General features: G+C 65.6%; 24 protein-coding genes. 20 read left to right on the top strand and 4 right to left on the bottom strand.

What is annotated here, in order from left to right; translation table 11 throughout:
• Positions 1-9 precede the first annotated feature (9 nt).
• Both thrB and ispH read right to left on the bottom strand, forming a co-directional pair.
• Positions 10-987 (bottom strand): homoserine kinase, encoded by a 978-nt coding sequence (gene thrB, locus EWH12_RS12790; protein ID WP_129926818.1) that lies wholly within the window; start codon positions 985-987, stop codon positions 10-12.
• Positions 988-990: 3 nt separating this feature from the next.
• On the bottom strand, positions 991-1,950 hold the full coding sequence (gene ispH / locus EWH12_RS12785) for a 4-hydroxy-3-methylbut-2-enyl diphosphate reductase (RefSeq protein ID WP_129926817.1): 960 nt from the start codon (positions 1,948-1,950) through the stop codon (positions 991-993).
• Between the two features lie 188 nt (positions 1,951-2,138).
• Here ispH and EWH12_RS12780 point away from each other — a divergent pair, with 188 nt between their 5' ends.
• The 9 genes from EWH12_RS12780 to tatC all read left to right on the top strand — a co-directional run bounded on the left by EWH12_RS12780 (position 2,139) and on the right by tatC (position 9,351).
• A complete protein-coding gene (locus tag EWH12_RS12780) occupies positions 2,139-2,747 on the top strand; it encodes a hypothetical protein (RefSeq protein WP_066605600.1) in 609 nt (202 codons plus the stop codon).
• Between the two features lie 161 nt (positions 2,748-2,908).
• Positions 2,909-4,633 (top strand): arginine--tRNA ligase, encoded by a 1,725-nt coding sequence (gene argS, locus EWH12_RS12775; RefSeq protein ID WP_129926816.1) that lies wholly within the window; start codon positions 2,909-2,911, stop codon positions 4,631-4,633.
• Between the two features lie 10 nt (positions 4,634-4,643).
• The gene (locus tag EWH12_RS12770; protein WP_066604152.1) at positions 4,644-5,366 is read left to right on the top strand and encodes an SPOR domain-containing protein; all 723 of its coding nucleotides are present in this window, start codon (positions 4,644-4,646) and stop codon (positions 5,364-5,366) included.
• Between the two features lie 67 nt (positions 5,367-5,433).
• Positions 5,434-6,447: a beta-N-acetylhexosaminidase gene (gene nagZ / locus EWH12_RS12765; protein WP_066605597.1), complete on the top strand. Its 1,014-nt coding sequence runs from the start codon at positions 5,434-5,436 to the stop codon at positions 6,445-6,447.
• Positions 6,448-6,449: 2 nt separating this feature from the next.
• Entirely contained in the window at positions 6,450-7,226 is a 777-nt protein-coding gene (locus tag EWH12_RS12760) for a segregation and condensation protein A (RefSeq protein WP_066604150.1), read from the top strand.
• The gene (gene scpB / locus EWH12_RS12755) at positions 7,223-7,816 is read left to right on the top strand and encodes an SMC-Scp complex subunit ScpB (RefSeq protein WP_129926815.1); all 594 of its coding nucleotides are present in this window, start codon (positions 7,223-7,225) and stop codon (positions 7,814-7,816) included. Before EWH12_RS12760 ends, scpB begins: the two co-directional genes overlap by 4 nt.
• 27 nt (positions 7,817-7,843) lie before the next feature.
• Positions 7,844-8,086: a twin-arginine translocase TatA/TatE family subunit gene (locus EWH12_RS12750; protein WP_066604147.1), complete on the top strand. Its 243-nt coding sequence runs from the start codon at positions 7,844-7,846 to the stop codon at positions 8,084-8,086.
• A 27-nt stretch (positions 8,087-8,113) separates the two neighbouring features.
• On the top strand, positions 8,114-8,575 hold the full coding sequence (tatB, locus tag EWH12_RS12745; RefSeq protein ID WP_066604145.1) for a Sec-independent protein translocase protein TatB: 462 nt from the start codon (positions 8,114-8,116) through the stop codon (positions 8,573-8,575).
• Positions 8,572-9,351 (top strand): twin-arginine translocase subunit TatC, encoded by a 780-nt coding sequence (gene tatC, locus EWH12_RS12740; RefSeq protein ID WP_066604143.1) that lies wholly within the window; start codon positions 8,572-8,574, stop codon positions 9,349-9,351. The genes tatB and tatC overlap by 4 nt, the downstream gene beginning before the upstream one ends.
• Before the next feature lie 187 nt (positions 9,352-9,538).
• On the opposite strand, the gene EWH12_RS12735 is transcribed toward tatC, so the two are convergent.
• Both EWH12_RS12735 and EWH12_RS12730 read right to left on the bottom strand, forming a co-directional pair.
• The gene (locus tag EWH12_RS12735; protein ID WP_066604140.1) at positions 9,539-9,667 is read right to left on the bottom strand and encodes an entericidin A/B family lipoprotein; all 129 of its coding nucleotides are present in this window, start codon (positions 9,665-9,667) and stop codon (positions 9,539-9,541) included.
• Positions 9,668-10,027: 360 nt separating this feature from the next.
• On the bottom strand, positions 10,028-10,999 hold the full coding sequence (locus EWH12_RS12730; RefSeq protein ID WP_129926814.1) for a cell wall hydrolase: 972 nt from the start codon (positions 10,997-10,999) through the stop codon (positions 10,028-10,030).
• A gap of 204 nt (positions 11,000-11,203) precedes the next feature.
• On the opposite strand from EWH12_RS12730, the gene EWH12_RS12725 reads away from it, so the two are divergent.
• The 11 genes from EWH12_RS12725 to murD all read left to right on the top strand — a co-directional run bounded on the left by EWH12_RS12725 (position 11,204) and on the right by murD (position 23,163).
• Positions 11,204-12,199, top strand: a complete 996-nt coding sequence (locus EWH12_RS12725) for a cysteine synthase A (RefSeq protein WP_066605594.1) — start codon at positions 11,204-11,206, stop codon at positions 12,197-12,199.
• A 41-nt stretch (positions 12,200-12,240) separates the two neighbouring features.
• Entirely contained in the window at positions 12,241-12,549 is a 309-nt protein-coding gene (locus tag EWH12_RS12720; RefSeq protein WP_129926829.1) for a hypothetical protein, read from the top strand.
• Between the two features lie 41 nt (positions 12,550-12,590).
• Complete coding sequence (locus tag EWH12_RS12715) at positions 12,591-13,802, top strand: GldG family protein (RefSeq protein WP_242496042.1); 1,212 nt, start codon at positions 12,591-12,593, stop codon at positions 13,800-13,802.
• Between the two features lie 186 nt (positions 13,803-13,988).
• Positions 13,989-14,486 carry a division/cell wall cluster transcriptional repressor MraZ gene (locus EWH12_RS12710; protein ID WP_066604133.1) on the top strand — a complete coding sequence of 166 codons (498 nt, stop codon included), beginning with the start codon at positions 13,989-13,991 and terminating at the stop codon, positions 14,484-14,486.
• The gene (gene rsmH, locus EWH12_RS12705) at positions 14,483-15,439 is read left to right on the top strand and encodes a 16S rRNA (cytosine(1402)-N(4))-methyltransferase RsmH (RefSeq protein ID WP_129926812.1); all 957 of its coding nucleotides are present in this window, start codon (positions 14,483-14,485) and stop codon (positions 15,437-15,439) included. The genes EWH12_RS12710 and rsmH overlap by 4 nt, the downstream gene beginning before the upstream one ends.
• The gene (locus EWH12_RS12700) at positions 15,436-16,086 is read left to right on the top strand and encodes a colicin transporter (RefSeq protein ID WP_066604127.1); all 651 of its coding nucleotides are present in this window, start codon (positions 15,436-15,438) and stop codon (positions 16,084-16,086) included. The genes rsmH and EWH12_RS12700 overlap by 4 nt, the downstream gene beginning before the upstream one ends.
• Positions 16,086-17,789: a peptidoglycan D,D-transpeptidase FtsI family protein gene (locus EWH12_RS12695; protein WP_129926811.1), complete on the top strand. Its 1,704-nt coding sequence runs from the start codon at positions 16,086-16,088 to the stop codon at positions 17,787-17,789. Before EWH12_RS12700 ends, EWH12_RS12695 begins: the two co-directional genes overlap by 1 nt.
• Positions 17,789-19,243: a UDP-N-acetylmuramoyl-L-alanyl-D-glutamate--2,6-diaminopimelate ligase gene (locus EWH12_RS12690; RefSeq protein WP_129926828.1), complete on the top strand. Its 1,455-nt coding sequence runs from the start codon at positions 17,789-17,791 to the stop codon at positions 19,241-19,243. The genes EWH12_RS12695 and EWH12_RS12690 overlap by 1 nt, the downstream gene beginning before the upstream one ends.
• Positions 19,244-19,357: 114 nt before the next feature.
• Positions 19,358-20,752, top strand: a complete 1,395-nt coding sequence (locus EWH12_RS12685) for a UDP-N-acetylmuramoyl-tripeptide--D-alanyl-D-alanine ligase (RefSeq protein WP_129926810.1) — start codon at positions 19,358-19,360, stop codon at positions 20,750-20,752.
• Positions 20,752-21,825, top strand: a complete 1,074-nt coding sequence (gene mraY, locus EWH12_RS12680; protein WP_066604121.1) for a phospho-N-acetylmuramoyl-pentapeptide-transferase — start codon at positions 20,752-20,754, stop codon at positions 21,823-21,825. Before EWH12_RS12685 ends, mraY begins: the two co-directional genes overlap by 1 nt.
• Before the next feature lie 3 nt (positions 21,826-21,828).
• Complete coding sequence (murD, locus tag EWH12_RS12675) at positions 21,829-23,163, top strand: UDP-N-acetylmuramoyl-L-alanine--D-glutamate ligase (protein ID WP_129926809.1); 1,335 nt, start codon at positions 21,829-21,831, stop codon at positions 23,161-23,163.
• Positions 23,164-23,187: the final 24 nt, after the last annotated feature.

Below are 23,187 nucleotides of genomic sequence, written 5' to 3'. Positions count from 1 at the left end.
GGCTTGTGCTTATTGTCCCAGCAACGCCGCCGGGTCGGCCTTCGCGTAAAAATCCAGCCGGCGCAGATAGGCGAGCGGGTCTTTGCGCGTTACCAGCGCGTCGGCCGGGGTGTTGATCCAGTCATAGGCGCGGGTCAGCAGGAAGCGCAAAGCCGCGCCGCGGCAGAGGATCGGGAAGGCGGCGTGTTCTGCCTCGCTCAGCCCATGGGCCTCCATATAACCCGCACCGATCGCCGCGCCGCGCGCGCCATACCAGGTCGCGCCGTCATTGCTGAAGCACCAGGCGCTGTGGGTGACGGCCAGGTCGTAGGCGCGGATATCGGTGCAACTGAAATAAAAGTCGATGAGGCCGGTCACCTCTTCGCCCAGCATCAGCACATTGTCGGGAAACAGGTCCGCATGGATGACCGACCGGGGCAGGTCGGCGGGCCAATGGGCGTCGAGGAAAGCCAGTTCCGCTGCCACACGCGCGGCCAGGCCGGGCTGGATCTGGTCGAAATCGTCGCCGCATTTCGCCGCCAGGTCGTGCCAGCCGGCGATGTCGAGCGCATTGCGCCGTTCGCCCGCAAAGCCCTGCGCCGCCTTGTGCAATTCGCCCAGCGCCACGCCGGCGGCGCGCGCCTGTCCGGGGGTCGGCTCGGTAACGGAAATGCCGGTCAGAAATTCGATCAGGCAGGCGGGGCGGCCGGAAAGCTGCTGGAGTCGGCGGCCTTCGCGATCGGCGATGAAGCGCGGCACCAGGCAGCCGCGCGCGCCCAGATGATCGAGCAGGTCCATGAAGAAGGGCAGGTCGGCCTCATCCACGCGCTTTTCGTAGAGGGTCAGGATATAGCGATGGCCGCTTCCGTCCACCCCGGTGGTTTCCAGCAGGTAATTGCTGTTCTCCACCCCTTCGGCGATGCCCTTCGCCGATACCAACCGGCCGGCGTCATAGCGGGTGAGGAAGGCGGCGATTTCTTCGGCGGGCACATGGGTATAGACGGCCATGGTTCAGGCGGCCTCCAGTCCGCGGGGCAGCTTGAAGGCGATCGTCTCGCGCGCGGTTTCCACCTGCTCTTCCTCGACGGTGAAGCGTTCCGCCAGCCGGTCGACCACTTCGCGCACCAATATCTCCGGCGCGGAGGCGCCCGCGGTCAGGCCCAGCGTGGTCACGCCGTCCAGCCAGGCGAAGTCGATCTCGCTGGCGCGCTGGATCAGGCGGGCGGGGGTGCCTTCGCGCTCCGCCACTTCCACCAGCCGCAGCGAATTGGAGCTGTTGGGCGCGCCGATGACGTAAAGCGCCTGGCAGCGGGCGGCGATCGCCTTTACCGCGGTCTGGCGATTGGACGTGGCATAGCAGATATCCTCGCCCTTGGGTGCGGCGATGGTGGGGAAGCGGCGTTCCAGCGTGGCGACGATCGCGGCGGTATCGTCCACCGACAGCGTCGTCTGGGTCAGGAAAGCCAGATTGTCGGGGTCGGCGGCGGCGAAAGCCTCCGCATCTTCGACCGTCTCGACCAGGGTCATCGCGCCGTCGGGCACTTGGCCGAAGGTGCCGATCACTTCGGGATGGCCCTTATGCCCGATGAACAGGATGTGGCGTCCGGCCTCCACCTGCCGCTCCGCCTGGCGATGGACCTTGCTGACCAGTGGGCAGGTAGCGTCGAGATAGTCCAGGCCGCGCTGCTCCGCCTTGGCCGGCACCGCCTTGGGCACGCCATGGGCGGAAAAGACGACCGGCACGCCATCGGGCACCTGGTCCAGGCTTTCGACGAAGATCGCGCCCTTGGCCTTCAGTCCGTCGACGACATATTTGTTGTGGACGATTTCGTGGCGGACATAGACCGGCGCGCCATAGGCCTCGATCGCCTTTTCGACGATGATGATCGCGCGGTCGACCCCGGCGCAAAAGCCGCGCGGCGCGGCGATCAGGAGCTTCATCGGCGGGCGGGCGAAGGGCGCGTGCGTCATGCCCTGCCGCTTAGGCGAATGTGCGGCCGGAAGAAAGAGCGAACCGGACGAAGACGCGCACCCGAAAGCCGCGTCCTTGCAGTTGCGTGGCGGGCGGTGGATGGATAAGGAAGCGCAAAGCTTCTGGCCCGTTGCGCCATGTGAAGGAATATCTGCCTGTGAAAGTGTCTCATATCGCCGTGACCGCCATGCTGGCCCTCGCTCTGGCGGGCTGTTCGCGCCGGGGCGAGATCGACGCCACCGGCGGCATCGTCGCGGTGCGTTCGGCCTGCCCGACAGCGGCGATCCCGGCGCAGACCGGCGACATCACGCTCTTTTCCGCTCCCGGCCGCACCGACGCGGCGGCGATCGACGTGGTGGCGAACATCACCAACCTGCGCTCGACCTGCGCGGACGGCGATCAATTCTATACCGAGGCGACCTTCACTGTGAACGCGCGCCGCAGCGACGCCAGCGCCGCGCGGCAGGTCACCTTGCCCTATTTCTCCGCCGTGGTGCAGGCGGGCACCAACGTCGTCGCCAAGCGCGTCGGCCAGGTGACGCTGAACTTTGCGGCGGGCGATTATCGCGCCAGCGCGCAGAACAAGGCCGGTTCCTATGTGAACAAGTCGGCCGCGACGCTGCCCGCCGAGATCCAGGCCAAGATCACGCAGAAGCGCAAGCCGGGCGACGCCGACGCCGCGATCGATCCCTTCGCCCAGCCCGACGTCAAGGCGGCGTTGCAGCGAACCAGCTTCGAGTTGCTCGTGGGTTTCAACCTGACCCAGGATCAGCTCCGATATAACGCGACCCGTTAAGAGCCAGTCTGAACTACAAATTTAGCCGTTCGTGCTGAGTAGGGGCTGAGCTTGTCGAAGCCCCGTATCGAAGCATGGGTGCAATGCAGTCCTTCGATACGCCCTTTCGACTTCGCTCAATGGCTACTCAGGACGAACGGGCGATGATAGGACCATATTCAATGTCCCTTTACACCCGTTTCACCGCCCATCTCGACGCCGTGCTCGATGCGCTGGAGGCCGATGGCGTCCTGCCGGCCGGCCTCAACCGAAAGCCGGTGACGGTCGAGCCGCCGCGCGACCCGTCGCATGGCGACCTCGCCACCAACGCCGCCATGGTTCTGGCCAAGCCCGCAGGCACCAATCCGCGTGCGCTGGCCGATGCGATCATAACCAAGCTGCAGGCGCTGGACGAGGTCGAGCGCGCGACGATCGCCGGTCCCGGTTTCATCAACCTGGCGCTGACCGATCCGACCTGGCGCGCGGAACTGGCCGCGATTCATGCCGACGCCGATGATTATGGCCGGTCCGACCTGGGGCAGGGCGTCACCGTCAATGTCGAATATGTGTCCGCCAACCCGACCGGGCCGATGCACATGGGCCATTGCCGTGGCGCGGTGGTGGGCGACGCGCTCGCCACGCTGCTGGAATATGCCGGGCATAAGGTGATCCGCGAATATTATATCAACGATGCAGGCGGTCAGGTGGACGTCCTCGCTCGCTCCGCCCATATCCGCTATCGCGAGGCGCTGGGCGAGGATGTGACCATTCCTGACGGCCTCTACCCCGGCGATTATCTGGCGCCGGTGGGGCAGGCGCTGGCCGCCGAATATGGCGATGCGTTCGTGGGCGCGCCCGAAGCCGACTGGCTGCTCACTTTCCGCGGTTTTGCCGTGGCGCAGATGATGGACCTGATCCGTGCAGACCTTGCGCTGCTGGGCATCCATCATGACATTTTCTCGTCGGAAGCGGAATTGCAGGCGGCGGGCAAGCCGGACGAGGCTGAAGCCTGGCTGCGCGCGCATGACCTGGTCTATGACGGCGTGCTGGAAGCGCCCAAGGGCGAATTGCCCGACGATTGGGAGCCGGTCGAGCTGCCGCTGTTCCGCTCGACAAAGTTCGGCGACGATCAGGATCGCCCTATCAAGAAGTCTACGGGCGCATGGACCTATTTCGGTGCCGACATGGCCTATCATTACCAGAAGGCGCAGTCCGCCGACCAGTTGATCGACATCTGGGGCGCGGACCATGCTGGGACCGTGAAGCGCATCCAGGCCGCCGTCGCCGCGCTGACCGAGGGCAAGGCGCGGTTCGACGTCAAGCTGATCCAGATGGTCCGCCTGCTGCGCGACGGCGAGCCGGTGAAGATGTCAAAGCGCGCGGGCAATTTCGTGACGCTGGCCGATGTGGTGGGCGAAGTGGGCAAGGATGTCGTCCGCTTCACCATGCTGACGCGCAAGGCCGATGCCCAGATGGACTTCGACTTTGCCAAGGTGGTGGAAGCGTCGAAGGACAATCCGGTCTTCTACGTCCAATATGCCCATGCGCGGATCGCCTCGCTCGGTCGGCGGGCGGAGGAGGCGGGGATTGTGCTGCCCGCGCCCGACCTGTCCCTACTTGGGACGGCGGAATTGGCGATCGTCAAGCTCGCAGCGCAGTTCCCGCGGGTGGTGGAAGGGTCTGCTTTGGCGCGTGAACCGCATAGGATTGCCTTCTATCTCAATGATTTGGCATCATCCTTCCACGGCTGGTGGAATATGGGCAATGACGATCCGCGCGCGCGCGTCATTCTGGCCGACGATCCGGCGCTCACCGCCACGCGGCTTTTCCTGAGCCAAGGAATAGGGCAGATTATCCGCAACGGCCTCGCCATCATGGGTGTGACCGCGTTGACGGAAATGCAGTGAGGCGCTGGAAATGAGCGATTATGCGCGTGGGCGACTGGATCTGGACGATGAAGATCGTCTGCCCTGGCTGGAGCCGGCGATCGACGATGACGGTGACGAGCCGATCTCGCCGCTGCGGCTGCTGGGCCTGATCCTGCTTGGCCTCGCGCTGATCGGCGCGGTGGTTGCGGGCGTGTGGTGGATGCAGCACCGCAATGGCGGCGACGCTGCGGGCGAGGGGCAGCTGATCGCCGCGCCGACGCAGGATTACAAGATCGCCGCCAACGAAGCCGACGCCAAGAAGTTCGACGGTGAAGGCGATGCCAGCTTCGCCGCCAGCGAAGGCGTGCTGCGCGACGGCCGCATTGATCCCAGCCGCGTCCCCGAAGCGCCGATCGCCAAGACCGCGCCTGCACCTGCCGCGCCCGCGCCCGCCGCGCCGAACAAGCCGGCCGCCAGCGTGACCGCGCGCGTCACCGACGAAACCGGCGTCCAACCGTCGCAAGCGCCCAAGGCCGCCGCCGGTGGCGCGATGATCCAGCTCGGCGCCTATGGCAGCGCATCGGGAGCCAAGGATGCCTGGACCAAACTGTCCAAGCGCTTCGCCTATCTGGCCCCGCTCGCCATGACAGTCGAACCGGCGCAGGTCGGCGGCGGCACCGTCTATCGCCTGCGCGCCAGCGCCGGTGGCCAGGCGAACATGATCTGCGGCAAGCTCAAGGTCGCGGGCGAAAGCTGCCTGGTCGTCAACTGAGGGGAGGGGAAGGGCGCTCTGCTCTTCTCCTTCGACAATGTCCTTCCGCGTCGCTACCATCGGCCATATGAAACCCGTCATATTCGGCCTGTCCGGCGAAACATTGACCGGCGACGAGCGCGCCTTCTTCGCAGAGGCGCAGCCCGCCGGTTACATTCTGTTCAAACGCAACATCGCGGACCGGGGGCAGGTGCGTGCGCTGACCGACGATCTGCGCAGCCTGCATGGGCGAGACGACCTGCTCATCATGATCGACCAAGAAGGTGGCCGGGTGGCCCGGATGCAGGCGCCGGTGTGGCCCAGCTTCCCGGCGGGTGCGCAATTCGACCGGCTCTATGACCTCGCCCCGTCCAGCGCCATTGCCGCCGCGCGCGCCAATGCCCGCGCCATCGCCCTGACCCTGGCGGAAGTCGGCATCACCGTCGACGCGCTGCCGCTGCTCGACGTGCGGCAGGACGGCGCGAGCGACATCATGGGCGACCGCACGCTGGGCGCCGACCCGATGCGCGTCGCCGCGCTGGGCCGCGCCACGCTGGAGGGGCTGGCCGAAGGCGGCGTGGTCGGCATCGTCAAGCATATGCCGGGGCATGGCCGGGCGATGGTCGACAGCCATCTCGCCCTGCCGGTGGTGACCGCCAATCTCAACGCGCTGGAAACCGACCTGGCGCCGTTCCGCACGCTCAACCAGGCGCCGATCGGGATGACCGCCCATGTCGTCTATACCGAATGGGATGCGCAACACCCCGCCAGCCTGTCGCCGACGATCATCGGGGAGATCATCCGGCAGCGGATCGGCTTCAACGGGCTGCTGATGTCGGACGATTTGGACATGAAAGCGCTCAAGGGCGGCATCCCCGACCTTGCGGCCGGCGTGGTCGCGGCGGGATGCGACCTGGCGCTCAACTGCTGGGGCCGGATGGACGATATGGTCGGGATCGCGGACCTGCTGCCGGCGATTACGGACAAGGCGCGCGCGCGACTCGACCGGGCGATGGCGTCGGTGACGCGCGGAAAGGACCAGCCGCCGATCGCGGAACTGCTGGCGACGCGCGATATGCTGCTGGGGTTGGTGGCGGCCTGAGCGTGGACGACCTCTTCATCGCGCCCGCCATCCCCAGCCCGGAAACGCTCACCGTCAGCTTCGACGCCTGGGAGGGGCCGCTCGACCTGCTGCTCAGCCTGGCGCGGACGCAGAAGGTGGACCTGCGCGAAATTTCCATCCTGGCGCTGACCGAACAATATCTGGATTTCATCGACGGCGCGAGGGAATTGCGGCTGGAGCTGGCGGCGGACTATCTGGTGATGGCCGCCTGGCTCGCCTATCTCAAATCCTCGCTGCTGCTGCCGCGGCAGGAACAGGCCGATCCCAGCCCCGAAGACCTGGCGCTGCGGCTGCAATTGCGGCTCCAGCGACTCCACGCCATGCGCGACGCGGCCGCCCGGCTGATGGCGCGCGACCGGGTCGGCCGCGACGTCTTCACCCGGCGCAAGCCCGAAGGGCTGCGGCTGGTCAAGAAGGCGCTATGGCGCGCCAGTCTCTATGACCTGATTCAGTCCTATGGCCAGATTCGCGCCCGCACCCAGCCCGCGGTCCATATCATCGCAGCGCGCCCGGTGATGACCTTGGACGAAGCGATCCATCGGGTTGGATCGCTGGTGGGCGCTGCGCTCGACTGGACCCGGCTCGAATCCTTCCTGCCGCCCGGTCTCGACGCGCCCAGGGCGAAGTCGGCGCTGGCCAGCAGCTTCGTCGCGGCGTTGGAACTGGCGCGGCAAGGGCGGTTGGAAATGCAGCAGGACGGTATTTTTGCGCCGCTCTACCTGCGCGCCGCGACGCCGAATCAGGAGGCCGTGGCATGAGCGTGGAACCTGACGACTTCCTGCGCTCGGTGGAGGTCGTCCTGTTCGTGGCGGAAACGCCGCTGACGCCGGCGGAAATAAAGCTGCATGTCGGGGAGGGCGGTAATCTTGCCGCTGCGCTGGGCGCGCTGGCCGATCATTATGCCGGGCGCGGGGTCAATCTGGTCGAACGGGGCGGGCGCTGGCATTTCCAGACTGCGCCTGACCTGGCCCACATCCTGCGCCGCGAGAAGGACGAACCGCGCAAATTGTCGCGCGCGGCGATGGAGACGCTGGCGATCATCGCCTATCATGAGCCGGTCAGCCGCGCGGAGATCGAGGCGATCCGCGGGGTTCAGGTGGCCAAGGGCACGCTCGACGTGTTGATGGAGGCGGGCTGGGTGCGCCCCGCCGGCCGGCGCGAAGTGCCGGGCCGCCCGCTCATCTATGCGACGACCGTAGATTTTCTGTCACATTTCGGGCTTAGCAGCCGGCGCGACCTTCCGGGCATGGACGATCTGCGCGCCGCAGGCCTGCTCGACCCGGTTGATTTGGCGCTGGAGGGTCTGGGCGGTCAATCCGTTGTGGAAAATGACGAGGAAGACGCCTAGATAGGCCTTCTGCTAGGAGTATAAAAAATGGGTTCCTTTTCGCTGATGCACTGGGTCATCGTGCTCCTGGTCGTCATGCTGCTGTTTGGCGGCGGTCGTATTTCCGGCCTGATGGGCGATGTGGCCAAGGGCATCAAGAGCTTCAAGAAGGGCATGGCTGACGATAGCGACGACGATGTGACGCCGGCCAAGCCCGCTACGCGCCTGGAGGGCCATCGCGTGCCTGAGCAGGATGCGCCGAGCGCGACCGAAGAAAAGACCAAGGCCTGATCCTCTAGCGCAGGCCGGTAGTCCCGCATGTTTGGTATCGATTCGTCCGAATTTCTGGTGATCGTGATCATTGCCGTGATCGTGATCGGGCCGAAGGATCTGCCGCGCGCCTTGTACAAGGTGGGGCAGATCGTCGGCAAGGCGCAGGGCATGGCCCGTCATTTCCGGACCGGCATCGACGCCATGGTGCGCGAAGTGGAGCTGGAAGAGCTGGAAAAGAAGTGGGCGGCGCAGAACAAGCGGATCATGGACGAGCATCCGCCGGAAGTCGCCGCGACCGAAGCCTTGCCGGCGCCGGGCGAATCGGCCGCGTCTGAAACCGCTGCGAACGACCGGCCGCCCGATGTGGCCGAAGCGCCGGTGGAAAAGCCGCCCTTCGTCGCCGAATCGGCGCCTGTCGCGCCCCCTGCGGCGGACGGCCCGCCCTATGTCGCGGAGGCATCGGCTGAGCCTGTCGCGCAGCCACGCAAGAGTGATGCAGGCGCATGATCGGGGATATCGACGACAGCAAGGCGCCCTTGCTGGACCATCTGATCGAATTGCGCGGCCGTTTGCTCAAATGCGTCTATGCGTTGGTGGCGACCGGGGCGATCTGCTTTTATTTTTCCGAGCAGCTATTCGCGATCCTGGTCCATCCGCTCAAGGAAGCGTTCGGCGATGGCGGGGGCAAGCTGGTCTATACCAAACTGTATGAAGCCTTTTTCGTGCAGGTGAAGATCGCCTTTTTCGGCGCTTTCTGCCTGTCCTTTCCGATCATCGCCAACCAACTCTGGGCCTTCGTCGCGCCGGGTCTCTATGCCAAGGAAAAGAAGGCGCTGCTGCCTTTCATCCTGGCGACGCCCTTCCTGTTCGCGATGGGCGCGAGCCTCGCCTATTTCGTGGTGATGCCGACCGCCTTCCACTTTTTCCTGGAGTTTCAGGGCAACAGCAGCGGCCTGCAGGTCGAGGCGCTGCCCAGCGCGGACGCCTATCTCGGCCTCGTCATGCAATTCATCCTCGCCTTCGGCATCAGCTTCCTGATGCCGGTGCTGTTGATGCTGCTCAACCGCGCCGGCTTCGTCACGCGGGCGCAGTTGATCGGGATGCGCCGCTACATGATCGTTGCGGCCTTCATCCTGGCCGCCGTGCTGACCCCGCCCGACGTGGTGTCGCAACTGATGCTCGCGATCCCGCTGCTGCTGCTCTACGAAATCACAATCGTCGCGATCTGGTTCACCGATCGCCGGGCGGCCAAGCAAGAGGCGGCGGAAGAGGTTTCGGCCTGAACTAAGCGGTGGTGGGTTGAAAAGAGGATCGGAAGTTCTTTTTCTCGCCTCCCCCCGCAGGCGGGAGGGGGAATAACGTCCCTATTTCGCGTCAAAGCGCCGCGCCCGACCCGAAAAAAAGGCCCGCCGTTTGACGGGCGGGCCATGCTAGGGAGCGGGGTAGTAACCTATAGGGTCTGCGCGACCCTTAATTCGCGGATCTTTCCACGGCTTCGCCGGCGCTCTGCACGTCGCGGCCTGCGCCTTCGACCGTGTTGCACGCTACGACCATCAGCGACCCGGTGAGCAGCAGCGCGGTCAGGATTTTCTTCGTCATCGGAAATCTCCTCGTCAAAATCTGTGACCGGATGGCGGCGCCATCACAGTGACGAGGGAAGAACCCGCGCTTCGCTGATACGTTCCGCAGCCGAAAAGAATAAAGATTTCAAAGAGAAAAGCCCCAAAAAAGTCTGAGCCCGGAACGCGTCGGGGGGAGAGACGTTCCGGGCTCATATTTTGTGGATAGCAAGAGCGGGGGGCAAAAGATTTGCTATCCGGAATGTAGAACCCGCCATGGCACAAATCGGTTCCCGGTCGGGTACAAAAAAACCATTTTTTAAAATGCCTTTTTTCCAGCTACTTCGATGCTCGGCTCATCGTTAACCAAAAAAAAATCGCCGGTTCCGGAAATCGTGCGTCAGATGAGCGGGCGGCCGCTGTTGCGATATTCCGGCCGGATGGTGGATTCCGGCAAGCCATCATCGGCATTTTGCGGTGGCGGCACGGGGGTCCAGCCGGTGCGCGGCGTCATTGGGGGCAGGGCTTGGACGGGCGGCGTATAGGGTGCCGCAAGCATCTCGACCGGCTGCACCGGGCGCGCGGGCCAGCTGGTGCGCGCCGGTCCCGAAATGGTCTCGCGCCCCAGATAGGGGGCGGCGAAGGCTGCGGGCGTGCCGTTGAAGCCGGGATTGCGGTAAAAGATATGCGCGCCGATCACCGCCACCGCCTGCAGGCTGGACGACCAGTCGGGCCGCACCGCCAGCGTATGATAATGGGTGGCCAGGCCGACCGGGGCATAGACCTTCCCCGCCAGCGCGTCCTGCGCCACGCGCCGCGCCCGCACCCAGGCGGCGGCGGCGGGGACCCGCGCCATCGCCCCATCGCAACTGAAGGTGAACTGGCATTTATAATCGCGGCGTTCCGACCCCTGATAGACGACGCCGCAGACGGTATCGGGCCAGAGTTGGCTACGCACGCGATTCAGCACTACCTGCGCCACGGCGCGCTGGCCATCGTCCGGCTCATTGGCGGCCTCGTAATAGATGGCCGATGTCAGGCAATTGAGCGCGCGATAGCTGTCGAGGCCGGTGAGGCCGCGAAAGACCGTGGCGGGCGCGGCCTTCACTTCGTCCAGCCCCAGCACATGCTCGCTCTGCACTGTAACCACGCCGGGCACCGGATCGAACGCGCCTTGCGCATAGAAGAAGGCTGAGCCGGGAAAGTTTGCGCCCGCATCTTCGGCCGGATCGGCCAGCGATCGGCTCTGCTCGCCATCCAGCATGTCGAGCGGCGCGGCGGTGATCAGGCGCGGCGCGGCGAGCAACAGCAGCGCGATCGCAAGGATCGCTCCATGGCCCTTCCATCCCCGCATTTGCGCAAAAAGCCGCATTTCAAGCCTTGTCGCCGTGCGACCCCATGTCGCCCAGCTCGCCCTTAGCCCAATTTCCTTGCGCTTTCCTCTATGCATTTGAGCCTGTGCCGCGATGGGACGCCGGAGGGTGAAAAGATTAACGGGGCGATGAAATGGCCGCTTTCTTGGCGTCATCATTCCCTTGCTTGGCAAAGCCGCGCCCGCTCCGCTATGCGTGGCGTCATGCTGCTTCAACTCAATAGTCTCGCATTGATCGGCAACACGCCGATGGTGCGCCTCGCCGGCCCCTCGCAAGAGACGGGCTGCGACATTTTCGCCAAGTGCGAATTCGCCAATCCCGGCGCCTCGGTCAAGGACCGGGCGGCGCTGTTCATCGTCAACGACGCCGAGGAAAGGGGCCTGCTTCAGCCCGGCGGCACGATTGTCGAGGGGACGGCGGGCAATACCGGCATCGGCCTGGCGCTGGTCGCCAATGCGAAGGGCTACAAGACGATCATCGTCATGCCCGAAACGCAGAGCCGCGAAAAGATGGACACGCTGCGCGCGCTCGGTGCCGAGCTGGTCACGGTGCCGGCCGCCCCCTATTCCAACCCCGGCCATTTCGTCCATACGTCCCGCCGACTGGCCGAGGAAACGGAAGGCGCGATCTGGGCCAACCAGTTCGACAATATCGCCAATCGCAAGGCGCATATCGTCGGCACGGCGGAGGAAATCTGGACCCAGATGGACGGCCGGATCGACGGCTTCACCTGCGCGGCCGGCACCGGCGGCACGATCGCGGGCGTGGGCCTGGGGCTGAAGGCCAAGGATGAGGCTATCACCATCGCGCTCAGCGATCCGCATGGCGCCGCGCTCTACAGCTATTATGCGACGGGCGAATTGAAGTCCGAAGGGTCGTCGGTGGCCGAGGGGATCGGCCAGGGGCGCATCACCGCCAATCTGGAAGGTGCGCCGATCGATACCCAGTTCCGCATTTCCGACGCGGACGGCATGGAGTGGGTGCGCCGCCTGCTGAGCGAGGAAGGGCTGTGCCTGGGCCTGTCTTCGGGCATCAATGTCGCGGGGGCGGTGGCGCTCGCGCGTCAGCTGGGGCCAGGCAAGCGGATTGCGACCATCCTGTGCGACACCGGCTTCCGCTATCTGTCGACCCTCTACAACCGACAGTGGCTGGAATCTAAGGGCTTGACGGTATTCCCCTGGCTCGCGCAGACTGCATGACCGCCGACACGGGTCGCGGCGAAGAGGTCCAGAGCGTCACCATGGCTGAAACACCCCGCCGACAGGAAGGGTTACAGCGCGTCCAGATCGGCTTGACCGGTCTGGCGGGCGTGGTGTTGCTGGTGGGCCTGGCCAATATCGTCATCGAAAAGGCGCGAATGGACGACGCCGCGCTGCCGCCGCCGGTCGTGCCGACGCTCAGCGCCAGCGGCAACGCCGTCTCTCCGCGCGATCCGCTGGCCGAACTGGGCGTGCAGCCCGCGCCGGAGCAGGCGCCGATCGTACCCGACCTGCAACCTGACCCCAATATCCGCAAGCCGATGGATTCCGATCCCACGCAGCAGCGCTGAACAATGCAATCGGGCCGGGATCGCCGCCGATGAAGGCGGGGTTGAAACGATTCCTGTGGCTCTGGATGCCGCCGCTGGCGATCGTTCTGGCCGGTCTGTGGCGCGCCTGGCTGACCGGGCAGGCCGATCCCTGGGACTGGCGCGCGCCGACGGCGCTGATCCTGGCGGGGACTGGCTTGCCGCTGGCGCGGCGTGGCGCGGCGATGCTGGCTTGGGTGGCGATGGGTGGCGTCGGGATGGCGCTGCTCTTCTGCACGGTGGCCGCGGGACGCGCGCCGGATGGCATGGCGGCGCTGGGGCTGCTGGCGGTCGCGATGCTGACCATTTTCGGCGGGGCCATGCTGCGCCCGTCGCCGTTCGTCTCGCAACTGCGCTCGAAGCGAACGGGCTTGGCCATGATTTTCCTGGTGCTGGCCGCGCTGCTGCTCTGGCGCGGCCCCGCCCAAGCGTTGCAACCCGCCCCGGACCGTCCCAAGCTCGCCGTCATCACCGGCCTGCCTCTGTTCTGGAGCGAGTCGCGGCCACAGGACGCGCCCATCGTCACGGTCCTGCGCACCCGCTTCACCGTGATTGCGATGGACGACCCGGCTCAGCTCAAGCCGTTGCGCGCGCAGCGGCTGTTGCTGGCGCAGCCGCGCGCGCTGACGCCCGCGCAACTGGTCACGATCGATGGATGGGTGCGCGATGGCGGCACGGCGCTGGTGCTGGCCGATCCGCTGCTGCGCTGGCCGTCCGACCTGCCGCTGGGCGATCGCCGCCGCGCGCCCTCCGTCAGCCTTTTAGGGCCGCTGCTCGACCATTGGGGATTGGCGCCGTCGGGTGTCATGGAAGAAACGGAAGTCCGCCATTTCCTGCCCGACGGTCAACTCATCACCCTATCCGGCGCGCAGCGGTCCAGCGATGCCCTGCTGCGCCGCCAGCGCATCGGTAAGGGCGCGGTGCTGCTGCTGGGCGACGCCGATCCGCTCGACGACCGGTTGTGGCTCGCCGATCCCGTCTATCCGCTCGACCCGCGCCATTGGGTGGCCGACACGCCCGCCCTTGTCGTTCAGTGGCTGGGTGGGGCGTCCATTCCCGGCGACCGGCGCTGGATGCGCGACGCGCAGGACGTCACCCGCGCGTTCCGCTGGGCGCTTTTGGGCGGGACAATATGGGCGATAATGGGTGCGATGCTATTGGGCCGGGAAAGGTTGGGATCTATCCCCGGAACAAAAGGAGAAGATGGCGGCGTGAAAGGTAACAAATCCGGTTAGTCCCAAATTTCACCGTCTTTTCCCACTACTGCCCATGCTTTCCCATTGCAGTCCCCCCCCATGCTTGGTACGTAAACCAGCATTGGGGTTCGTCAGGCTTTTGTGCAGTCCTGTACGCTGGATGGTCTTCTCAGGATTCCGGCGACAGGCGGCCTGTGCCCTGCATAAAAGGGGTCGGTTGCCAGCGTGTCGGACGTCATTCTCTATTCGGGCAACGCATTCAGCGTCGCGGACGGCAAGGGCCGTTTCGTGCTGCCCCTGGAGATGCGCAAGCTGGTCACCCAGGCCAGCGGCGGGCAGAATCGCCTGTGCCTGTCGATCCATATGGACAATGGCTGCGCCACCGGCTTCGGCCTGTCCCACAAGCAGTTCCTGTTCGATGAGGTCGAAAAGCTGGAGCGACAGGCCTATGAGGCCGGGCGCGACTTCAACGCCGATCTGGAACGCGAAAACCGCCTCGGCACGATCGAGGACGTCAATTTCGACGATGCCGGCCGCTTCTTCCTGCACCCCGATATCAAGGACGAAGCCGGCATCACCGACGCGATCTTCTTCTATGGCGTGGGCCGCTATTTCCAGGTCTGGAAGCCCGAAGCGCTGGTCGAAAGCCCCGATCGCCCGGCGCTGATCCGCAACAAGGTCCGGCGCTGGATGGATGCGCGCGCGGAAGGGGCGGCCAAGTGAACGACGCCGTTTCCGCAACCGCCCTCCATATCCCCGTCCTCCTTGCCGAAGTGCTCGATGCCCTCGCTATCACCCCCGGCGAGATTCATGTCGACGGCACCTTCGGCGCGGGCGGTTACAGCAGCGCCATGGCGATGGCCCAGGCGCAGGTCTTCGCCTTCGATCGTGATCCCGATGCGATTCGCGAAGGGCAGGTGGTGGCCGACGCCCATGGCATAACGCTGATCGCCGGCGAATTTTCGCGCATGGTGGAATTGCTGGCCGAACGCGGCATCGCCAGGGTGTCGGGCATCACGCTCGACATCGGCGTCTCCTCAATGCAGCTCGACCGGGCGAATCGCGGCTTTTCCTTCCAGGCCGACGGCCCGCTCGACATGACGATGAGCCAGGACGGCATGAACGCCGCCGATTTCCTCAACAGCGCGTCGGAAGAGGAAATCGCCAACGTCATCTACCGCTATGGCGACGAACCGCGGTCGCGCCGTGTCGCTCGCGCCATCGTGGAGGCGCGCCCGCTGGAACGCACCGCCCAGCTTGCCGCCGTGGTCCGCCGCGCGCTGGGCCACAAGCCGCATGACAAGAAAGACCCGGCCACCCGCACCTTTCAGGCGATCCGCATCCATGTGAACCAGGAACTGGAAGAGCTGGAACGGGCGCTGGACGCGGCCGAGGAACTGCTGGAGGAGGGCGGTCGCCTCGCGATCGTCACCTTCCACAGTCTGGAAGATCGCATCGTCAAGCAGTTCCTCCGCAATCGCAGCGGCGGCGAGGGGGTGGGGTCCAGGCATTTGCCCGAACGCGCCGCCGGGCCGCAGCCGACCTTCGCCAAGCCCGCCAAAGCGGTGCGTGCGAGCGAAGCGGAGCTGGCGCGCAACCCCCGCGCCCGATCCGCCACCCTGCGCGCCGCCATCCGCACCGCTGCCCCTATTTCCTCTCGGAGTTCCCAACCATGATCGCCGTCAAGAGGTTGCAGAGCCTGATCTGGGTGATCTTGGTCGCGCTGGGCGCGCTGGGCGCCTACATGGTGTCGCTCAAGGTTGCGACCGAGCGTAACGAACTGATGAAGGTGCGCGCGCAGATCGCCGGGGCGAAGGGCGACATTCGCTATCTGGAAACGGAATTCAGCGCCCGCGCCTCGATGCGCCAGCTCGAAAGCTGGAACCAGCACGACTTCATGTACGCCACGCCCAGCGCCCAGCAATATCTGGGCGGCGAACGGGCGCTGGCGCATTTGGACGGCATCCAGCCCAACGGCCCCGACTATGTCGCGCCGCCGGTGATGGTGGCGATGGTCGAAACCCCCGCCGACCTGCCGTCCGCCCCGCAAAAGGCGCCCGAAAGCCCGGCTGCGACCCAGATCCGCAGCGATATCGCGGTGATCCGGGAGGCCCATGCCGCCGATGTCGTGGACAAGCTGCCCAAGCCCGCATCCCGCACCCCGGCGCAGCAGGCCAAGGTCGATGCCGATGTGAGCAAGCCCAATCCGATCGCGCGCAAGGCGGAGCGGATGGCGATGCTCGACGCCAAGCTGCTGGATGACAGCACGCTGGGCGATTTGACCGCCAAGGCGGCGCGTGAGCGCAAGAAGGAGGCGCGCTGATGGCCACGATCATTGTCCAGCCAGGCGGGGAGCGGGCGGGGCGGCAGCGGCTCAACCTGACCGCCATCGCCCATAACCGGCTGATGCTGCTGCTCATCCTATTCTTGGCAATCACCACCGTCCTGATCGGCCGACTCGCCTGGGTCGGCATTTTTGCGCAGGGGACGACGAGCGATGGCAGCTTGGCCGCCTTCCTGCCCGCGCGCGCCGACATCGTCGATCGCAACGGCGTGCCGCTGGCCCGCACGATGGACGCTTATTCGGTCGCGGTCCGCCCGTCCAAGCTGATCGGGGATCCGGCCGAACTGGCGCGCAAGCTGCACGAGATTTTCCCCGACGAACCTGAAGCGGCCTTCTACAGGAAGCTGCGTGGGCGCGGCTGGGCCTATCTGCGCCGCCGCGCGCTGCCGGAGCAGGTGGCAGCGGTGAATGCGCTGGGCGAAATCGGCATCGAATTTCCGCGTGAGAAGGAACGGCTCTATCCGCAGCGCACATTGGCGGCTCATGTGTTGGGCTTTGCCCCCAATGCAAACGGCGTGGGCGGCATGGGCGTGGAGGCCGCCTTCAACGACCGGCTGATCGATCCGGCGCAGCGCGGCAAGCCCTTCGCCGTGTCGATCGACAGCCGGGTGCAGGGCGCGCTGGAAAGCGAACTCTATGCTCAGTTGGTGCAAACGCGGGCCAAGGGCGCGGGCGGGGTCATCATGGACGCCAATACCGGCGAAATTATCGCCATGGCCTCCATTCCGGTCTTCGATCCCAACAAGCTGCAAAATTATGCGGGCAAGACGTGCAGCCAGTCGCCGCTGTGCAATCATATGGTGCAGGCCCGCTACGAAATGGGCTCCTCGTTCAAGCCGCTGGCGATCGCCACGGCCATGGACGCGGGCGTCGTGACGTCGATGAGCAAGCGCTATGACGCGACCGCGCCGCTGGCCGTCGCCGGCTTCCGCATCAAGGACGATCATGCGATGGGCCGCTGGATCAACGTGCCGGAAATCCTGGTCCACAGCTCCAATATCGGCACCGCGCGGATCGCCGACGAAATGGGCGCGGCCCCGCTGCAAAAGATGTTCCGCAGTCTGGACTTCGACCAGCGCGCGCCGATCGAGTTTAACGAGCGCGCCAAGGGCATCTGGCCGTCCAACTGGGGCCGCATCACCAGCATGACCACCTCCTACGGCCATGGCATCGCCGTCACGCCGCTACATCTGGCCGCTGCCTATGCCGCGCTGGTCAATGGTGGCATCTGGCGTCCCGCGACCGTACGTAAACTCAGCGCCGAAGAGGTGCCGGAGGGACGCCGCGTCTTTTCCGCCGCCACCAGCGCGCGGATGCGGCAACTGTTGCGGATGATCGTGTCGGCGGGTACAGGACGTAGCGCCGACGCCAAGGGTTTCCGGGTGGGCGGCAAGACGGGTTCCGCCGAAAAGCCTCAAGAGGGGCGCTATAACAAGACTTCGCTGGTGACGACTTTCGCTTCCGCCTTCCCCATGGACAATCCCCGTTACGTCGTCGTCGCGATCATGGACGAGGCGACGGGGCAATATGGCCTGCGCACCGCCGCCTGGACCGCCGCGCCGGTGGTCAAGCGGGTAGTCGAGCGGACCGGGCCGATGCTGGGGGTAATGCCGGACGAGAGCCGCGACGTCGATATTTCCGACCTGATGCCGCTGCTGCACGGCGACAAGGAGAAAGAATGATGCGCCTTGGCTCGCTGGTCGATGGTCTGGACGCCGCAATATCGGGAGAGGCTGGCGCGGGCGCCGGCCTCGATTCGTCGGTGACCGGCTTCGCCATCGACAATCGCAAGGTCGCGCCCGGCACCGTCTTCGGCGCGTTCCAGGGACTGCGCGTCAATGGCGAGGATTATATCGCCGACGCCGTAAAGGCGGGGGCCGTCGCCGTGGTCGCCCGGCCGGAGGCGAAGGTCGACGGCGCGATCCACATCGCCCACGCCAATCCCCGCCGCCTGCTGGCGCAGATGGCGGCGCGCTATTTTGCACCATTCCCCGACGTGACCGTCGCCGTTACGGGCACCAATGGCAAGACCAGCACGGTCGAGCTCGCGCGCCAGCTATGGCGGATGATGGGGCATAAGTCCGCATCGATCGGCACGCTGGGCGTCACGACCTCGGTCGATCAGGTGTCGACCGGCCTTACCACGCCGGACATCGTCACCTTCCTCGCCAATATGTCGGGCCTGCGCCGCGAGGGCATCACCCATGCCGCGTTCGAGGCGTCGAGCCATGGGCTGGACCAGTATCGCACAGAGGGGCTGCCGGTGATGGCGGGGGCCTTCACCAACCTGTCGCGCGACCATCTTGACTATCATGGCGACATGGATCGCTATTTCGACGCCAAGATGCGGCTGTTCGATGAAGTCGTTTCGGCGGATGGCGCGGCGGTCGTCTGGGCTGACGATGGCTGGTCGAGCAAGGTCATCGCGCGGGCTACGAAGCGGGGGCTTCGTGTGCTGAGCGTCGGGGTGCAGGGACAGGCGCTGCGCCTGGTCAACCGCACCCCGACCCAGTTGGGCCAGGCGCTGGAGATCGAAGCGGATGGCAAGATTTATAAGGTCAACCTGCCGCTGATCGGTGCTTATCAGGCCGCCAACGCCCTTACCGCTGCGGGCCTCATCATCGCGACCGGCGGAGACCTGGCCAAGGTGCTGGAACTGCTCGGCCGGGTCCAGCCGGTGCGCGGGCGGCTGGAACGCGCCGTCATCAGCAAGGCGGGGGCGCCCGTCTATGTCGATTATGCCCATACGCCCGACGGGCTGAAGGCCGCGATCGAGGCGCTGCGCCCGCATACGCGCGGCAAGCTCATCACCCTGTTCGGCGCGGGCGGCGATCGTGATGCGGGCAAGCGCCCGTTGATGGGCAAGGTCGCGGCGGAACTGTCCGACCATGTCATCGTGACCGATGACAATCCACGCTCCGAAGAACCCTCCGCCATCCGCGCCGCCGTGCTGGCCGGCGCACCGGAGGCGCAGGAAATGGGCGGCCGCCGCGCCGCCATCGCCGCCGCGATCGCCATGACCGGCGCGGACGACATCGTCCTGCTGGCGGGCAAGGGGCATGAGCAGGGCCAGATCATCGGCGACCGCGTGCTGCCCTTCGACGACGTCACCGTGGCGCGGGAGTGCGCGGGTTGAGCGATATGTCCCACCGCCGTTCGGTTCGACCTTGTCGAGAACTGCGCCCGACCTTATCGAGAGACGCTTTTCGACTGCGCTCGAAGCTGCTCGAAGCGAACGGAGAGGGTGGCCGTGGCTGAACCGCTCTGGACCTCCACCGAAATCGCTGAGGCCACAGGCGGCGCCGCGTCGGCGCCGTTCGCCGTTTCGGGCGTCGCCTTCGACAGTCGCGAAGTCGGGCAGGGCGACCTGTTCGTCGCGATGAAGGGCGAGACGACCGACGGCCACAGATTCATCGACAAGGCGTTCGGGCAGGGTGCGGCAGGCGCGATCGTCAGCGAACCCGTCGCGCACCCCCATATCCTGGTGCCCGACAGCGCCGCCGCGCTCGAAGCGCTGGGAAAAGCGTCGCGCAAGCGTATGGGCGGCAAGGTAATCGGCGTCACCGGATCGGTCGGTAAGACCGGCACCAAGGAAGCGTTGTTCCAGGCGCTCGATCGCGCCGCGCCGGGACAGGTGCATCGATCGGTCAAAAGCTATAACAATCATGTCGGCGTACCGCTCAGCCTCGCGCGGATGCCGCGCGGGTCGGCTTATGGCGTGTTCGAAATGGGCATGAACCATGCCGGCGAACTGTCCGCCCTGACGCGGCAGGTCCGCCCCCATGTCGCCATCGTCACCGCGATCGCGCCGGCCCATATCGAATTTTTCGGCACGGAGGCGAAGATCGCCGAGGCCAAGGCGGAGATTTTCGAGGGGCTGCAACCCGGCGGCACCGCGATCATCCCCTATGACAGCCCGCATGTCGCGCTGCTCTACAACAGGGCGGAACGCCACGCCGCGCGCATTCTGACCTTCGGCGCCAGCCCACAGGCCGACGTCTGCGCGCGCGAAGCCGTGCCGGCGCCGGGCGGCGGTACGCTGGTCACCGCAACCCTGCCCGACGCGGAGCTGTGCTTCACCGTCGCCGCGCCCGGCGACCATTGGGTGTCTAACGCGCTCGCGGTGCTGGCGGCGGTCGATGCGGTGGGCGGCGATCTGGCCGCAGCGGGCCTGGCGCTCGCCGAAATGCCGGGCCTGCCGGGCCGGGGCGAGCGGCGCATCCTGCCCGTCGCGGGCGGGCAAGCGCTGCTGATCGACGAAAGCTACAACGCCAATCCGCTATCCATGACCGCGACGCTCAAGCAGTTGGGCCGCGAAAAGGCCGACCGGCGTATCGCCATCCTCGGCGGGATGCGCGAACTGGGCGATCGCAGCGTCGAACTCCATGCCGGCCTTGTCGAACCGCTGGGCGCGGGCCGGGTCGATTATGTGATATTGGTCGGCGCGGAAATGGCGCCGCTGGCCGACGCGCTTGGCGTCACCATTCCCTATGCGCATGTCGCCGATACGGCGGCGGCCATCCCCCTCATCCAAAGCGAAATACGCGCGGGCGACGCGATATTGGTCAAGGGTTCGAACGGCGTGGGCCTCTCCCGCCTGGTCGCTGCCCTTGGCGAAAACGCCGGCGAAGGAAAGACGAACTGATGCTCTACTGGCTGGCCCAGAATATGGAATTTGCGGGGGTGTTCAACCTCATCCGCTACCTGTCCTTCCGCGCGGGCGCGGCGATCTTCACCGCGTTGCTGATCGGCCTGGTCATCGGCCCCAAATTCATCGGCTGGCTGCGCATCCGCCAAGGCAAGGGACAGCCGATCCGCGACGACGGTCCACAGACGCACCTCGCCAAGCGCGGCACGCCAACCATGGGCGGCCTGATGATCCTGACCTCGATGGTCATTTCGGTGCTGCTTTGGATGGACCTGTCGTCCACCTATGTCTGGGCTTGCCTGTTCGTGACCCTGGGCTTCGGCGCGATCGGGTTCCTGGACGATTATGACAAGGTGACGAAAGCCAGTCACAAGGGGCTGTCGGGCAAGATGCGGCTCTTGTTCGAATTTCTGATCGCCGGCTTTGCGGCCTGGATGATCGTCAACCAGCATGGCAATACTGCACTTTACGTTCCTTTCTACAATGGCCCGGCGATCGAACTGGGGCCGTTCTACTTCTGCTTCGCCGCCTTCGTCATCGTGGCGTTCGGCAATGCGGTGAACCTGACCGATGGCCTCGACGGCCTCGCCACCATGCCGGTCATCATCGCCAGCCTGGCCTTCATGCTGATCGTCTATCTGGTCGGCCGCGCCGACTTCGCCGAATATCTGGGCATCCCGCATGTGCCGGGCGCAGGCAATCTGACGATCCTGTGCGGTGCCATCATCGGCGCGGGCCTCGCCTTCCTGTGGTTCAACGCGCCGCCCGCCGCCGTGTTCATGGGCGACACCGGCAGCCTTGCGCTGGGCGGTACGATCGGCGTGATCGCGGTCACCGCCCATCATGAGATCGTGCTGGGCATCATCGGCGGCCTGTTCGTCGTGGAGGCGCTGTCGGTCATCATCCAGGTCTTCTTCTACAAGCGCACCGGCAAGCGTGTGTTCAAGATGGCGCCGATCCACCATCATTTCGAGCAACTGGGCTGGGCCGAGCCGACCGTGGTGATCCGTTTCTGGATCATCGCCTTCGTGCTGGCGCTCGCCGGTCTTGCTACCTTGAAGCTGAGGTAAGGGATGATCGTTTCGGAGGTTTTCAAGGGCAAGACCTACGCCGTGCTGGGACTGGCGCGTTCAGGCCTCGCCACGGTCGCAACGCTGGTCGCCAGCGGCGCGCGCGTCGTCGCCTGGGACAGCCGCGAGGAAGCGCGCGGCCAAGTCGAGGGCAAGGCGGAACTGGGCGACCCGATGGAGATCGACCTCAGCGGCTTTGACGGCATCGTCGTGTCGCCGGGCGTGCCGTTGAACCGCCATCCCATTGCCATGCGCGCGAAGATCGCCGGTGTGCCGGTCATCGGCGACATCGAACTGTTCGCGCTCGCCCGCCCGACGCTGCCCCCGCACAAGGTCGTCGGCATCACCGGCACCAACGGCAAGTCCACCACCACCGCGCTGATCCACCATATTATCGAACAGGCGGGCTATCCGACCGTCATGGGCGGCAATATCGGCCTGCCGATCCTGAGCCAGCCGCCGCTGGAGCCGAACCTGCACGGCGTCGGAATCTATGTGCTGGAACTGTCCAGCTACCAGATCGACCTGACCCACAGTCTGGACTGCGACGTCGCGGTGCTACTCAACATCACGCCCGACCATCTTGATCGCTATGATGGGTTCGAGGGCTATGTCGCTTCGAAGATGCGATTGTTCGCGATGCAGTCCTTTGAGCATGTTGCTGTTGCATCTGTCGACGATCCTCTAATTGCACGCTTGTTCGATCCTTCCGACGACGAATTTCCAATTGGCGCTGGCAGTCGCACTCGCGTTGCATCAGTCGACTTCGCCGAACATTATCAGCACCTTTGGCCAGCGTTGCAGGGGCCGCATAACGCGCAAAATGCGATGGTTGCTGACGCTGTTGCGATGGAACTTGGCATCCATTGGGATCAGCGCCAGAGCGCCCTCGCCAGCTACGCCAGCCTCCCCCACCGGATGCAGGCGGTCGGCACCCGCAACGGTGTGCTCTACGTCAACGACAGCAAGGCGACCAATGCCGCGTCCACCGCGCCCGCGCTCGCGGCATGGCCCGCAAAGGATGGCAAGCCGCGCATCCACTGGATATTGGGCGGCGTCGCCAAGTCCGACAATCTGGACGAATGCGTCCCCCATTTCGCCAATGTCGCCCACGCCTACACCATCGGCGAAGCGGGGCATATGTTCGCCGATCTGCTGCGCCCCGCTATGGCGGTGGACGACAGTGAAATGTTAAGCGCCGCCGTCCGCCGCGCCGCGCGCATCGCGCAGCCGGGTGACGTCGTGCTGTTGTCGCCCGCCTGCGCCAGTTTCGACCAGTTTCGCGATTTCGAAGCGCGCGGCGATGCCTTCGCCGCCGCTGTCGCGGCGCTGGAATAATCACTAAGCCGGGGGGCGACGCAA

Source organism: Sphingobium cupriresistens, assembly GCF_004152865.1.
Classification (GTDB): domain Bacteria; phylum Pseudomonadota; class Alphaproteobacteria; order Sphingomonadales; family Sphingomonadaceae; genus Sphingobium; species Sphingobium cupriresistens.
This window is presented reverse-complemented; position numbering and strand designations above follow the sequence as displayed.

Coding starts and splice junctions, on each gene's coding strand:
- mraY (WP_066604121.1), top strand. CDS start 20,752: ATGCTCTACTGGCTGGCCCAGAATATGGAATTTGCGGGGGTGTTCAAC.
- argS (WP_129926816.1), top strand. CDS start 2,909: ATGTCCCTTTACACCCGTTTCACCGCCCATCTCGACGCCGTGCTCGAT.
- EWH12_RS12735 (WP_066604140.1), bottom strand. CDS start 9,667: ATGACGAAGAAAATCCTGACCGCGCTGCTGCTCACCGGGTCGCTGATG.
- nagZ (WP_066605597.1), top strand. CDS start 5,434: ATGAAACCCGTCATATTCGGCCTGTCCGGCGAAACATTGACCGGCGAC.
- EWH12_RS12690 (WP_129926828.1), top strand. CDS start 17,789: ATGCGCCTTGGCTCGCTGGTCGATGGTCTGGACGCCGCAATATCGGGA.
- scpB (WP_129926815.1), top strand. CDS start 7,223: ATGAGCGTGGAACCTGACGACTTCCTGCGCTCGGTGGAGGTCGTCCTG.
- murD (WP_129926809.1), top strand. CDS start 21,829: ATGATCGTTTCGGAGGTTTTCAAGGGCAAGACCTACGCCGTGCTGGGA.
- tatB (WP_066604145.1), top strand. CDS start 8,114: ATGTTTGGTATCGATTCGTCCGAATTTCTGGTGATCGTGATCATTGCC.
- EWH12_RS12750 (WP_066604147.1), top strand. CDS start 7,844: ATGGGTTCCTTTTCGCTGATGCACTGGGTCATCGTGCTCCTGGTCGTC.
- EWH12_RS12725 (WP_066605594.1), top strand. CDS start 11,204: ATGCTGCTTCAACTCAATAGTCTCGCATTGATCGGCAACACGCCGATG.
- ispH (WP_129926817.1), bottom strand. CDS start 1,950: ATGACGCACGCGCCCTTCGCCCGCCCGCCGATGAAGCTCCTGATCGCC.
- EWH12_RS12730 (WP_129926814.1), bottom strand. CDS start 10,999: ATGCGGCTTTTTGCGCAAATGCGGGGATGGAAGGGCCATGGAGCGATC.
- EWH12_RS12770 (WP_066604152.1), top strand. CDS start 4,644: ATGAGCGATTATGCGCGTGGGCGACTGGATCTGGACGATGAAGATCGT.
- EWH12_RS12720 (WP_129926829.1), top strand. CDS start 12,241: ATGGCTGAAACACCCCGCCGACAGGAAGGGTTACAGCGCGTCCAGATC.
- EWH12_RS12695 (WP_129926811.1), top strand. CDS start 16,086: ATGGCCACGATCATTGTCCAGCCAGGCGGGGAGCGGGCGGGGCGGCAG.
- tatC (WP_066604143.1), top strand. CDS start 8,572: ATGATCGGGGATATCGACGACAGCAAGGCGCCCTTGCTGGACCATCTG.
- thrB (WP_129926818.1), bottom strand. CDS start 987: ATGGCCGTCTATACCCATGTGCCCGCCGAAGAAATCGCCGCCTTCCTC.
- EWH12_RS12780 (WP_066605600.1), top strand. CDS start 2,139: ATGCTGGCCCTCGCTCTGGCGGGCTGTTCGCGCCGGGGCGAGATCGAC.
- EWH12_RS12700 (WP_066604127.1), top strand. CDS start 15,436: ATGATCGCCGTCAAGAGGTTGCAGAGCCTGATCTGGGTGATCTTGGTC.